This is a genomic window from Arthrobacter sp. Y3221157 (genome assembly GCF_059089865.1).
This window is the reverse complement of the sequence record NZ_JBNHFD010000105.1, coordinates 1-12,111: the sequence shown is the minus strand read 5'-3', so window position 1 is coordinate 12,111 and position 12,111 is coordinate 1. Positions and strand designations below refer to the sequence as shown.

The 12,111-nt window shown below is 65.2% G+C and carries 15 protein-coding genes and 2 tRNA genes; 6 read left to right on the top strand and 11 right to left on the bottom strand.

Features of this window, described 5'->3' with window-relative positions; genetic code table 11:
• Positions 1 to 707, top strand: a 707-nt coding sequence (locus AC5RTT_RS18285) for a PASTA domain-containing protein (protein ID WP_494146382.1), incomplete at its 5' end; no start/stop codon positions are given.
• A 38-nt stretch (positions 708 to 745) separates the two neighbouring features.
• On the top strand, positions 746 to 2,674 hold the full coding sequence (gene pknB, locus AC5RTT_RS18280) for a Stk1 family PASTA domain-containing Ser/Thr kinase (RefSeq protein ID WP_494146383.1): 1,929 nt from the start codon (positions 746 to 748) through the stop codon (positions 2,672 to 2,674).
• A 16-nt stretch (positions 2,675 to 2,690) separates the two neighbouring features.
• Here pknB and AC5RTT_RS18275 read toward each other — a convergent pair whose 3' ends face one another.
• Genes AC5RTT_RS18275 through AC5RTT_RS18265 form a run of 3 tightly spaced genes read right to left on the bottom strand, consistent with a single transcriptional unit; the run spans position 2,691 to position 4,293 of the window.
• A complete protein-coding gene (locus tag AC5RTT_RS18275; RefSeq protein WP_494146381.1) occupies positions 2,691 to 3,332 on the bottom strand; it encodes an aminodeoxychorismate/anthranilate synthase component II in 642 nt (213 codons plus the stop codon).
• The gene (locus tag AC5RTT_RS18270; protein ID WP_494011383.1) at positions 3,329 to 3,499 is read right to left on the bottom strand and encodes a hypothetical protein; all 171 of its coding nucleotides are present in this window, start codon (positions 3,497 to 3,499) and stop codon (positions 3,329 to 3,331) included. The genes AC5RTT_RS18275 and AC5RTT_RS18270 overlap by 4 nt, the downstream gene beginning before the upstream one ends.
• 2 nt (positions 3,500 to 3,501) lie before the next feature.
• Positions 3,502 to 4,293: a class E sortase gene (locus tag AC5RTT_RS18265; RefSeq protein ID WP_494146380.1), complete on the bottom strand. Its 792-nt coding sequence runs from the start codon at positions 4,291 to 4,293 to the stop codon at positions 3,502 to 3,504.
• Positions 4,294 to 4,466: 173 nt separating this feature from the next.
• Here AC5RTT_RS18265 and AC5RTT_RS18260 point away from each other — a divergent pair, with 173 nt between their 5' ends.
• Positions 4,467 to 4,718, top strand: coding sequence for a cell division protein CrgA (locus AC5RTT_RS18260; protein ID WP_494011385.1), 252 nt, complete (start codon positions 4,467 to 4,469; stop codon positions 4,716 to 4,718).
• Between the two features lie 43 nt (positions 4,719 to 4,761).
• Complete coding sequence (locus tag AC5RTT_RS18255; RefSeq protein WP_494146379.1) at positions 4,762 to 5,379, top strand: DNA-3-methyladenine glycosylase I; 618 nt, start codon at positions 4,762 to 4,764, stop codon at positions 5,377 to 5,379.
• 176 nt (positions 5,380 to 5,555) lie between these two features.
• Here the strand turns inward: AC5RTT_RS18255 and AC5RTT_RS18250 are convergent, their stop codons facing one another.
• The 3 genes from AC5RTT_RS18250 to AC5RTT_RS18240 all read right to left on the bottom strand — a co-directional run bounded on the left by AC5RTT_RS18250 (position 5,556) and on the right by AC5RTT_RS18240 (position 7,987).
• Positions 5,556 to 6,029, bottom strand: coding sequence for a carboxymuconolactone decarboxylase family protein (locus tag AC5RTT_RS18250; RefSeq protein WP_494146378.1), 474 nt, complete (start codon positions 6,027 to 6,029; stop codon positions 5,556 to 5,558).
• A gap of 524 nt (positions 6,030 to 6,553) precedes the next feature.
• The gene (locus AC5RTT_RS18245) at positions 6,554 to 7,432 is read right to left on the bottom strand and encodes a rhomboid family intramembrane serine protease (RefSeq protein ID WP_494146377.1); all 879 of its coding nucleotides are present in this window, start codon (positions 7,430 to 7,432) and stop codon (positions 6,554 to 6,556) included.
• A gap of 9 nt (positions 7,433 to 7,441) precedes the next feature.
• Complete coding sequence (locus tag AC5RTT_RS18240) at positions 7,442 to 7,987, bottom strand: peptidylprolyl isomerase (RefSeq protein WP_009359538.1); 546 nt, start codon at positions 7,985 to 7,987, stop codon at positions 7,442 to 7,444.
• Positions 7,988 to 8,141: 154 nt separating this feature from the next.
• Here AC5RTT_RS18240 and AC5RTT_RS18235 point away from each other — a divergent pair, with 154 nt between their 5' ends.
• Together AC5RTT_RS18235 and AC5RTT_RS18230 are read left to right on the top strand one after the other, a co-directional pair.
• Complete coding sequence (locus tag AC5RTT_RS18235; RefSeq protein WP_494146376.1) at positions 8,142 to 9,134, top strand: hypothetical protein; 993 nt, start codon at positions 8,142 to 8,144, stop codon at positions 9,132 to 9,134.
• Positions 9,135 to 9,263: 129 nt separating this feature from the next.
• A complete protein-coding gene (locus AC5RTT_RS18230) occupies positions 9,264 to 10,139 on the top strand; it encodes a glycosyltransferase family 2 protein (RefSeq protein WP_494011390.1) in 876 nt (291 codons plus the stop codon).
• Here the strand turns inward: AC5RTT_RS18230 and AC5RTT_RS18225 are convergent, their stop codons facing one another.
• The 5 genes from AC5RTT_RS18225 to AC5RTT_RS18205 form a co-directional block, all read right to left on the bottom strand.
• A complete protein-coding gene (locus tag AC5RTT_RS18225) occupies positions 10,140 to 11,078 on the bottom strand; it encodes a DMT family transporter (RefSeq protein WP_494146375.1) in 939 nt (312 codons plus the stop codon).
• A gap of 81 nt (positions 11,079 to 11,159) precedes the next feature.
• Positions 11,160 to 11,235 (bottom strand) — tRNA-Ala (locus tag AC5RTT_RS18220).
• Positions 11,236 to 11,307: 72 nt separating this feature from the next.
• Complete coding sequence (locus tag AC5RTT_RS18215) at positions 11,308 to 11,424, bottom strand: DLW-39 family protein (protein ID WP_235047105.1); 117 nt, start codon at positions 11,422 to 11,424, stop codon at positions 11,308 to 11,310.
• Between the two features lie 70 nt (positions 11,425 to 11,494).
• Positions 11,495 to 11,568 (bottom strand) — tRNA-Ile (locus AC5RTT_RS18210).
• 96 nt (positions 11,569 to 11,664) lie between these two features.
• Positions 11,665 to 12,111: DUF3566 domain-containing protein (locus tag AC5RTT_RS18205; RefSeq protein ID WP_494146374.1), on the bottom strand; the 447-nt coding region annotated here is incomplete at its 5' end.

Genomic DNA, 12,111 nt, shown 5'->3' with positions numbered 1-12,111 from the left:
GGGCTGCCGGGGCATCCGCCGCCGATACGGACGGCCCGCAGGGTCCGCTGGCCCGCGCCAACGCGCTGGCTGCAGAGCGCAACTGGGTGCCGGAAGAGACAACGTACGACGACGAGCCCGCCGATGAGCCCGAGCGGAAGGGCCGCAGCCCCTGGACCTGGCCCCTCATCGCCCTGATCCTGTTGGTGCTGTTCGCGTTGGTGGGGTTCTTCCTGAACCAGCGGGGGATCCTGTTCCCGTCCGAGGGCGCAACGTCCAGCCCGCCGTCGTCCAGCCCACAAACCACCACCGCCAGCCCCACCCCGACAAGGGCCTCGCCCACGCCCACCGTCACGAGGGACACACCGACGCCCACCCAGGAGCCCCAGCCGGCTACTGTCAACGTGATTCCGGCGGCATACCTCGGCAAGGACTACCGCCAAGTCCAGTCGGAACTTTCCAACCTGGGCCTCGCAGTGACGGTCGAGCCGCAGCAGACCACTGAGGCCGCACCGGGAAGGGTAGTGGGACTGAACCCGACCGGACCGTTGCCGGTGGGATCGCCCATCACCGTCACCTACGCCGTCGCCCCGCCGGCCCCAACACCCACTCAGACACCCACGCCGGCTCCCACCACGTCGCCGGTGGCAGCGCCCACCGCGACGTCGCTGCTGCCTGACTGCGCAGACGGTGAACTTCCGGGTGCCCCGCCAACCTGCAAGCCGTAGCCCCAGGACAGCCAGTGAATGAGTCACCGCGCACCCCAATGCACCGGGAGGACAGCCTCCCGGTGGACAACCAGCGTGTCCTGAACGGCCGCTATGAACTGGGCGGCCTGATCGGCCGCGGTGGCATGGCTGACGTCTACCGTGGCACCGATACCCGGCTGGGGCGCACAGTCGCCATCAAGCTGCTGCGCCCCGACCTGGCCCGGGACCCCCAGTTCCAGGCCCGGTTCAGGCGCGAGGCCCAGGCGGTAGCGGCGCTGAACCACTCGTCCATTGTTGCCATCTATGACACCGGGGAACACCGGGTGCCGGACGGATCCGCCGAATCCGTCCGCGTACCCTACATCGTGATGGAATTCGTGGAGGGCAAGACCATCCGCGAGCTCATCCGCGCCAACCGCGTCACCATAGACCAGGCCATCGACTATTGCCTGGGCGTCCTGGCCGCACTGGAATACAGTCACAAGGCCGGGATTGTGCACCGCGACATCAAACCGGCCAACGTCATGTACTGCGAGGGCTCGGACTCGGTGAAGGTAATGGATTTCGGCATCGCCCGTGCCATCGCCGATTCCTCAGCCACCATGACGCAGACGCAGGCCGTGGTGGGCACGGCCCAGTATTTGTCGCCGGAGCAGGCCCGGGGCGAAACAGTGGATGCGCGCAGCGACCTGTACTCCGCTGCCTGCCTGCTCTATGAAATGCTCACGTCCCGGCCGCCCTTCATCGGCGACAGCCCGGTCTCCGTGGCGTACCAGCACGTGAGGGAGATCCCGGAGCCCGCCAGCAGCGTGAACCCCGACGTGTCCCCGGCACTGGACTCCGTGCTGGCCAAGGCCCTGCAGAAAAACCGGGATGACAGGTTCCAGGACGCCGCCGCCTTCCGGCGCGCCCTTCGCGCGGCGAGGTCAGGAATTCCGGTCATGGCAGTCCCCGCATCGGAAGCCCCCACCGACCCCAACGACTATGTGCCTGCAGCGGCGCCGGCAACCCAGGCCTTCGCTGCCACCGGTGCGAGTTTCCTGGATGACGCTCCCACCGGCCGGCTGGCCGCCACCTCCGCATACTCCGACCGCGGCACCGCCGCCCTGCCCGCCCCTGAGGAGGAGAACCCGGCCGCCGCGCCCCTGCCGTTGGGGTTTGCTCCCGAGCGGGATGGGACCCCGCGGCAGGCGTCCCGCCGTCGTGCGTGGATAGCCACCCTGGTGGTGGTCACCCTGCTGGTCCTGGCCGGCGGCGGCCTGTGGCTGTACAACACGGTGAACCGGCCCGCACCCATCGTGCAGGTGCAAATCCCGGCGGTAGCCGGGATGACGGAGTCCGCCGCCCTGCAGGAACTCTACAAAGCCGGCCTGCCGCCCAGGATCGTCCGGCTGCAGCATGACACCGTGGCCAGGGGAACCGCCATCGGCACCGAACCGGCGTCCGGAGCCCTGAACCCGGGCACGGAGGTGGTCCTGAACATCTCGGAAGGTCCCAGCGCCGTCAAGATTCCGGAGAGCCTTCCCGGCAAGACGGAGGCTGCTGCCCGGGACATTCTGCGCCAAAGCGGGCTGGTGGGCGCCCCGTCCACCACCACCGCCAACAGCGCCACGGTCCCGGCGGGAATCGTCATCACCACCAGCCCTGCGCCCGGCCAGATGGTGGGCGTTGGAACCACTGTCGAACTGGTGGTCTCCACGGGCAAGGTGGCAGTCCCCGAACTGCGCGGCCGCACCCGGGAGGAGGCCGAGTCTGCCCTCAAGGAACTGGGCCTGGTCCCGAATGTCATCGAGGTGGAAAACGGGCAGGTGGAGGCCGGGCGCGTGACGGACCAGAGCGATCCCGTCAACGCCGCCGTGGAGCAGGGCAAGACGGTCAGCATCGTGGTGGCCAAGGCGCCGCCTCCACCCCCGCCGTCGCCCACCGCGACCCCGACACCGACGCCGACGGCGACGGCCACGCCCAGCGAGAAGGGTCTGCTCTAGGCCAGCGCCGGGTGCGTCAGTGCTGGATGAGCGGGCTCAGCTTGGCAGCCCGTGCGGCCGCACCCTTCATGCCCAGCGACTCCAGCCAGTTACCGAGCATCTGGTAACCGCCCTCCGTCAGGACCGATTCCGGGTGGAACTGGACACCGCACAGCGGGGCGGTACGGTGCTGGAGTCCCATAACCACACCGGAGGCAGTTTGTGCGGTGACTTCCAGGACATCCGGAATCGTCTCCCGCACTGCAGCCAGGGAGTGGTAGCGGGTGGCCGTGACCGGGGAGGGGAGTCCCGCGAAGACGCTGGTGCCAATGTGTTCCACCTGTGACGTCTTCCCGTGCATCAACTCCGGGGCATGCGTCACCTTGCCGCCGAAAGCCTCCGCCAGCGCCTGGTGTCCCAGGCACACGCCGAACATCGGGACGCTGTTCTCCCCGCACCACCGGATCAGCTCGATGCAGACACCTGCCTCGGCCGGGTTGCCCGGGCCGGGTGAAATCAGGACGCCGTCTCGGGTGCCGGCCAGTTCGATGGCCTCGGTGAGGGTGACGTCGTCATTGCGGACCACGGTGGTCTCGGCGCCCAGTTCCTGGAGGTAGCCCACCAGGGTGTAGACGAAGCTGTCGTAGTTATCCACCACGAGGATCTTGGTTGTGGTCATGGCTGGCTTGCTGCACCAATCGTTGAGTCAGTGAACTGGGTGTACTCGGACATCCACGGAAAAAGGAACTGGACCATCAATACCAGTGCAACGGCAATGAGCACCAGCGAGGTGACCATCCGCAGCCACAAGGGCCCGGGAAGGTGGCGGAAAATCCATCCGTACATCCTCAGCCCTTTCCTATCGCTGCCGCCACCTGCGCGGCGATTTCGGCGGGCGGACCGGCAGAGGCCGGCCGCCAGCTGTCCAGCAGGGCGTAGGCGATGATGCGCTCTTCCGCCCCGAAACGCGGGTTGCAGCTGGTCATGGTGAGGTAGCTTTCCGTGGGTGTGACGCCGGGAAGGGTTGGCACCGGCTCCAGGACGTCGGTGCGGCTGGGCATCACGATCTGGTTGTTGCGGAAGACGTACACGTAGTAGCCGTCCTTGGTTTGCACATAGATTTTGTCGCCTGGAACCAGGGTATGGATGTTGTCCAGCACTGCGCCGTGCGTCTGCCGGTGGCCGGCGACGGCGAAGTTTCCCACCGCCCCGGGCATGGCCGTGGTGGCGTAATGGCCAAGGCCCAGGGTGTCCAGGACGTCGCTGGTGGTGCCCTGCACGATGGGCCGGGTGTAGCTGGTGCCGAACCGGGGGATGTACATGATGCCGATAGTTCCGGCGTGGCCCGGGGCGGCTCCCACCACCGGTGGTCCGAAATCCTCGGCGGGAGCGGGTCCGCCTGGTTCCTGCGGGGCGGGGGCCGGCGGCGGGTTGCCGAGGTCCTGGGCGAACTCCTTGATGACTTCGCTCTGCCGCGCATCCGATTCCACGTTGGTCCACCACAGCTGCCAGGCAACGAATAACAGGAGGATGATGCCTGCGGTGATGAGGAGTTCGCCAAGTACCTGGATGGTCATGCGTACTATTCCGACGCCGGCAGCCGGGGCAGCGGCGGGCCTCGCCTTCTCCTGCAATACCACGCGTTCTCCTCGGGGCGGTTCCGCTGGGCACCGGCGGCCCAGGAAGTCCGGCTAGAATTGGCTGCTAGTAAGAATCCAGATTTGTCCAAGATCGCGCAGACCGCTGGCAATTTCCTTCTTGCAGGATATCAAGCCCGGCACGCCGAGCTTGCCCAGCCCGCCAAGGAGACCCAGTGCCCGAGTCAAAGCCGCGAAAGAAGACCGACAGCACCGTCCAGCCGGCTTCCCCGCAGGCGTACAAGCCGAACCCCGTATGGTTCAAGCCCGTCATGTTCGGGCTGATGATCATTGGACTGTTTTGGATCATCACGTACTACATCAGCGAAGGTCTCTTTCCGGTCCAGGCATGGGGATCATGGAACATCGTGGCCGGCTTCGGCATTGCCATCATTGGCTTCCTGATGACCACGCGCTGGCGCTCCTAGGCCTCCCTTCTCCAACAATCCGACGGACGCCAGGAGGAACCGGATGGCTGCCGACACTGCCGGCTCGGTGATAGTCGGCGACGACGGCCTGGCCCGCCCGGCCTGGGCGTCGTCGGATCCTCTGCTCAGGGAGTACTACGACCAGGAGTGGGGCCTTCCCGTTACCGACGAGCAGGGCCTCTACGAACGGATCTGCCTGGAGGGTTTCCAGTCAGGGCTGTCCTGGGTAACCATCCTGCGCAAGCGGCCGGCGTTCCGTACCGCTTTTGAGGGTTTTAATCCGGACGCGGTGGCATTGTTCACTGGCGCCGACGTGGAGCGGCTGATGCAGGATGCCGGCATCGTCAGGAACCGCATGAAGATCCTCGCCGCCATCAAGAATGCCCAGGCCACCATTGCCCTGCGGCAGGAGGGCGGACTGGTGGACTTCGTGTGGCAGTTTCGTCCCGTTGCCACGCCGCGCCCGGTTGTGCACACCGATATCCCCACCCAGTCCGAGGAGTCGGTGGCACTCTCAAAAGCCCTCCGTAAGAAGGGCTTCGCCTTCGTGGGGCCCACCACCATGTTCGCCCTGATGGAAGCAATCGGAATGGTGGATACCCACCTCCTGGGCAGCCACCGCCGGGGTTCCTCCGGCGTATGGCCGGAACCAGGCCGCTAGGACGTTCTCCCCAGCTGTTGGGAAAGTTATCCACAATGTTGAAAAACCTGCGGATAACGCTGCCTGTTATCGACCGTACGGCGCCCACGGGGGCCAGCCGGTAAAACATGCCCATGCCACGTGGTTATTAACAGTGTGGAATACCCTGTGGATAATCCCCACTGGGGGCGGTGCAGTTAGCCTTCCTGGCGGTCACGCCGGACCGGATGGTGGCTCACGATCGAGATGCGGTTGAAGGCGTTCATGCTGACCGCCACCCAGCTGACCACCGAGAATTCCTCCTCCGTCAGGGACTTCCTGGCCGTGCCCTCCTCCTGCTCGCGGAGCTGCTGGCCGGGGAGTTCCGTAATGCTTTCCACAAGGGCAAGCGCGGCACGTTCCTTCTCGGTGAACAGCGCCGTATCGCGCCATGCCGGCAACACCGCCAGGCGCTGCGACGTTTCCCCGGCCTTGAGCGCTTCCCGTACGTGGAGGTCCAGGCAATAAGCGCAACCGTTGATCTGGGAGATACGCACGTTGAGGAGTTCCAGGGTCCTGGCGTCTATCCCGGCGTCCGCGGCCGCTTCTTTGACCTTCAGGGCCAGCCCGTTGATAGCGCGCCAGACAGCAGGATGCTGCTTGTCGAGGAAGATGTGCTGGGTGGCGGTCAAGGAAGGTCCTCCTGGAGGGCGTGATGGGCAAGCCGCACTTGAAGCTTATCCACTTACCAACATTTCAATACCCACAAGTTATCCACAGGTGTGGAAACCATCTGGGGATTATTCGCCTGCCAAGGCCTGTGCGTTGGGATCCGGGCGGTAAAGCGGTCCGGAACTACACGGACGGAAGTTATTAACAGTGTGTATAAGACTGTTGAAAGCACCGCTTTCCGTGATCTCCCGTGCCTTGCAAGCGACAGCGGGTACCGACTTATCCACAAACTTCGCGAATTGGACGTTTTGTCCACTTACGCACATGCCTATCCCCAAGAGTTATCCACAAGTGTGGAGAAATGCTTCCCGCCGAATGGAAAAGTCCCGGAAAGCGGACGCTGGCGCACCAAGGGGCCATGAATGACACGCATGTAAGTTATTAACACTGTGGATAAGGGCTGTGGAAAAACAGAATCCCCGGCACCTGTGAGTGCCGGGGATTCTGGGGCTTATTCTTCGTGTGGGCGGGGGGGTCGGTTCGGCTATAGCGTGACGCGTACCCAGGCCGCGAGGGCGAGGAGGACCAGTACGGCTGCCAGCCCGGCCGCCTGAAGCATGCCTTGGCGAGGACCGCGGGGAGTATAAGCAAGTACTGCCGCGCAGAGCCCGCCTGCAACCAGGCCGCCGAGGTGGGCCTGCCAGGCGATCTGGGGGATAACGAAACCGATCACGCCGTTGATCGCGATCAGCACCCACAGCTGGCGGGTGTCACCCCCACGGTGGCGCTGCACCAGCAGCATAGCCCCGAAGAGCCCGAAGATGGCTCCCGAGGCGCCCACTACACCATAGAGAGGCCTGCCGGGTTCGTAGAGGGGGGTCAGCAGAAGGTAGCCGACTGAGCCGCCGATGGCCGAGATCAGGTACAGCGCCAGGAACCGTGCCCGCCCCAGCAGGGGCTCCAGCGCCTGCCCGAAGGCCCACAGCATGTACATGTTCAGCACAATGTGCAGGATGAACCCCTGCGAGTGGAGGAACGCCGCGGTGAGCATCCGCCACGGCTCAAACTGGCCGTACCGGGGCTCGGCGTAGATGTTGGCAAAGCCAAGGGTCTGGTAGATGGCGTCATTGGGGACCAGCCACTGCAGGACGTAGAGGACTGCGCACACGGCGATGATCGCGAACGTCACCCTGGGCTTGCCGGTGGCGACGGCGCCGCCGTAAACAGTCCGCACCTCCGGCGTCGTACGCTTTGCCTCGTTGACGCAGTCGACACATTGGAATCCGACGGCGGCCGCCCGCTGGCAGTCGGGGCATGCGGGGCGCCCGCACCTCTGGCAGCGTACATAGGACGGCCGGTCAGGGTGCCGGGGGCATACCGGGACCTGGGCGGACGGCTCAGCCGACGGAATTCCGTAACTCATAGTGTGGTGTTACAGCTGCTCGATATCGATGCTGTTGATGGTGACGTCCTCCACGGGGCGGTCGCCCATGCCGGTGCGGACACCTTCGATGGCGTCGACAACCTTCTTGGATTCCTCGTCAGCCACTTCGCCGAAGATGCTGTGCTTGCCCTGCAGCCAGTCGGTGGGGATGGTGGTGATGAAGAACTGGGAACCGTTGGTGCCCTTGCCCATCTGGATGCCGGCGTTCGCCATGGCCAGCTTGTAGGGCTGGTTGAAGCTGAGCTCGGGGTGGATTTCGTCGTCGAACCGGTAGCCCGGTCCGCCGGTGCCGCGACCCAGCGGGTCGCCGGCCTGGATCATGAAGTCCTTGATGATGCGGTGGAAAATCGTCCCGTTGTACAGCGGAGTGCCGGTCTTGTCCTCGCCGGTCTCCGGGTGGGTCCACGCCTGCTCGCCGGTGGCGAGGCCGATGAAGTTCTTGACGGTCTTGGGCGCGTGGTTGCCGAAGAGGTTAACAACGATGTCGCCGAGGCTCGTGTGGATGGTTGCTTTTGCGGTTGCGATTGCAGTCATAGGGCCCATTCTTCCACGCCGGTCCCTGCCGGTTGCGGCTGCTGCAGCAGTTCCGCGCTGGGTGAAATCGCCCTGAAATCCGCGGTGGGAATAGCAGGTGAAGATCAAGCCACGTAGGCTAACCACAGACCGTCACATTAATCGGGAGGTAGTTGTGAAGAAATCGGATCGTATTGCCCGTGACCTTGAGCTGTCAGTCATCGGCGCAGTTGAGAATGCCAAGGATTGGGCCGCCCCCCGCGTGGAAGCAGCTGTGGACTGGGCGGTTCCCCGCCTCCAGCACAGCCTGGATACCGCCTCTCCCAAGATCCAGGAAGGGCTGAAGACGGCGGCGCACAACCTGGCCGACGGCGTTGCCACCGTGACCCCCCGGATCCAGGACGGCTTGGCGCAGCTCGCCCCGAAAATCAACGACGCCGTCGAGGGCGCCTCACCGCGCCTGCACGAGGCACTGGACAGGGCCACCCCGGTGGTCCTGAACGCGCGCGACCGCGTTGTGGTGGAGTACCTTCCACGGCTCTCGGACCAGATCGGCCATGCGTCCGACGCCGTCCACCGCACCCTGGAGGGCACTCCGGCCCGCGTGGATGCAGTCGCCCAGAAGCTGGGTGACGTTGGAATCATCCACGCCCTCCAAGAGCAGGCCCAGGCTACCGGCACCCAGCTGAAGGCGGCCGCAACGGAAGCCGGACGTACCGTGGGAATCCAGCTGGCCCAGCCGGAACCGCCCAAGAAGCAGCGCGGCTGGCTGGTCTTCGGCGTCATCGCTGCGGCTGTGGCTGCTGGCGTTGCCGCCTGGAAGGCCTCCAAGCCCGTTGAGGACCCGTGGAAGACGCCCTCACCCGTGACTCCGGCTCCGACGCCGGCACCGGTTTCAGCCTCCACTGTCAACGAGGTCAAGGAAACCACGGCTGACGCTGCGGACAAGGCCGGCGACGCCTCGGCTTCGGTTGCCGCTGCAGGTGCGGGCACAGTGTCCGAGGGTGCGGACACCGTGAAGGGCAAGTCCGGGGACGTGGCGGACAAGGCCAAGCACGTGGCGGATGATGCTGCCGAAACCACGGCCAAGATTGCCACTGACGCGAAGACGGCCACCAACAATATCGCTGCCAACATGAACGGGGACAAGGGCGCCAGCCAGGCCTAGTCACCCGCATACACCGCGAAGGGGTTCCGTCCCATGACGGGGCCCCTTCTGCTGTTTGCGGACGCGGCGGGTCAAGGACGCTGGTTCCGGTCCCGGGCGCAGCAGCCCTGCGGTGCTAGATTTGAAGTGATGTCAGCCGATCAATCCCTTGGGGATGCCTTGAACGACGCAGCCGAGCTGCCCCGCGTGTCCATCGTCATCCCGGCGTATAACGAGGAGGGCGTCATCCGGCAGTGCCTCATCGCTGCCATCTACCAGTCCGTCCCGGCGCACGAGATCATCGTGGTGGACAACCTCTCGAAAGACCGGACCGCCGACATTGTCCGGCAGATGCAGCTTGAGTATCCGGAAAGCCCCATCATCCTGCTGAGCCAGGACCGCGAGCAGGGTCTGATTCCCACCCGCAACTTCGGACTGGACCACGCCACCGGCGACATCCTGGGACGGATCGATGCTGACTCCGTCCTGGAACCGGACTGGGTGGAGCAGGTGCAGAAGGCGTTCCTTGACCCGTCGGTGCAGGCAGCCACAGGCCCGGTGGTCTACTACGACATGCCGATGCGCCGTTTCGGGCTGAAGGCGGACGACAAGATGCGCCAGCTCATGCTCAAGCTGGCCAAGCACCAGTACCACTTCCTGTTCGGCTCCAACATGGCGCTGCGGGCCTCCGCGTGGGAGACCATCCGGGCCGAAACGTGCCGGGACGAGAAAGACGAGATGCACGAGGACATCGACCTGTCCCTGCATCTGGCCGACCACGAGCTCAAAGTGCAGTACTGCGCCCAGATGGTGTCCGGGATGTCGGCCCGCCGGCTGGAGGATTCACCGCGGGATTACCGCTATTACGTCACCCGGTTCGACCGCACATACAAGGCACACAACGTCAAGAAAATGGCCTTGAAGGCACCGATGGTGGTTTTCTTCTCCGTCTACTTCCCGGCCAAGCTCCTACGCGCCATCCACACCGTGAACACGGCGCAGCCGGTCCGCCGCGGCGGCCAGTAGCTAGTCCGTCCCCAGCTCCACCAGCCGTTCCGACGGCGGCTCCTCCCCGCGTGCCGTGGGGCACCTGCCGGTCCTTCCGGACTTCTGCCCCAGGACGACGACGGCGAGCCCCGCCAGGATCAGCCCCAGCCCCGCATACGTGCCGGCCGGCAAGGTCTCCCCGAGGAACAACGCCGCAAGCAGCGCAGCGCCCGGTATTTCGAGAAGGATGATCATCGACACCAGGAGGGGGCTCATGGTTGCGAGCAGGTGGTTGAACGCCGTGTGCCCTACCAGCTGCGCGCAGACGGTGATGGCTGCGATGCCAAGCCAGCCCGCGGCCTCGAAGCCGGCCAGCGGCTCTCCGGCCACCAGCGCCATTAACGCCACGAGGGCGGCGCAGACCCCATAGCACAGCGTGGTGTAGCTGCTGGTGGTCATGTTCTGCCGCGCTTTGCCGCCGGCCAGTGTGTAAAGGCCGGCCAGTGCGCCCCCGGCCACCGCGAGCAGGTCGCCCAGCAGGGCCTGCGGCGACGATCCCATGTCGAAGCCTGTGATGGCCACGACGCCCACAAACGCAGTGCCGAGCCCAGCGAGGACCTGCCAGCGATGCCGGACGCCGCGGAACAGCTGAAACACGGCGATCCAGGCCGACTGCAGGCAGACCAGGGCCGTGGCCGCGGCAACCGACGTCAGCTGGAGCGAGGTGATGAAGCAGGCGAAGTGCAGGGCCAGGGCGGCGGCCGCCACAAGGGACCAAGTGAAGTCCCGGCGGGTTATTGTGCGGAACTGGCGGGGTTCCCGGATGAGGGTGGGTGCGGCCATCACGGCAGCGGCAATGGCGTTCCGCCAGAAGGCGATGGCGAGGGCGCTGACGCTGGTGGCACCGAGGGTGGCCGCGATCAGCGGGCCGGAGGAGGCAACGCCCAGGACGCCCATGGCCGCGAGGAAGAAGGTCACTGCTCCACCCTATGGTGCGTGGTAGCGGGGTGGGTAAAGCAAAAGTCCCGGCCCGCGTTTCCGCTGGCCGGGACTTTCCTATGGTGGAGGCACGGGGACTCGAACCCCGAACCCCCTGCTTGCAAAGCAGGTGCGCTACCAATTGCGCCATGCCCCCATAAGAAGCAACCCGTCAATCATACCCTAGAACCGGAGAGCCATTTACCGGCTTCCATTTCAGGCGCCCTGGCTAGTCAACCGAATCGGTGGACTCGCTCCAGACAGTTTTCCGGGCTTCGGATTCCTGTGCCTTGCGGTAGACCAGGATGCCTGCGATTGCAGCTGCAAGTACCAGCAACTTCTTCACATGCTCCCCGTTCCGGTCCGGCTCCGGGCTAACCCGAACCAAACCTCCGCTTGAACCTGCACAGGTTCCGTGGGCGTACCAGGACTTGAACCTGGGACCTCTTCGTTATCAGCGAAGCGCTCTAACCGCCTGAGCTATACGCCCCGATGCCTCATCGGGCCGAGACATGACTTTACAGCACATCCCGGCCCGATCTCAAATCGGGTGTTTCCGCCGGTCCGGGATCGGCGGAAACGGGTCCTAATCGTCAGTGAGGGTGACGCCGATGCCGCCCACCAGGGTGGCCGAAATGTTGTAAAGCACGGCGGACAACATGGACAGTGCGGTCAGCAGGACCACGTTCACCACGGCGATAATGGTGGCGAAGGACGCCACCTGGCCCAGGGAAGCGACCTTCTTCAGTTCGAAGCCGCCGCCTTCGGAGCCAGCCAGGGTGCCGAGCAGGCTGTCCACCTGGTCGAAGATGCCGGTGAGGTCCAAAACGGTCCACAGGACAATGGCAGCCACCACGGTGACGATGCCCAGGGCAACGGACAGCAGGAAGGCCATCTTCAGGACGGACCAGGGATCAACCTTGCTGATCAGCAGCCGGGCTCGGCGCACCTTGGCCTTCGGGGCGGGCTTGACCAGCCCGGGAGTGCCCTGCGACGGAGCGCCTGCGGGACGCTGGCCCACTGTGGCAGGGCG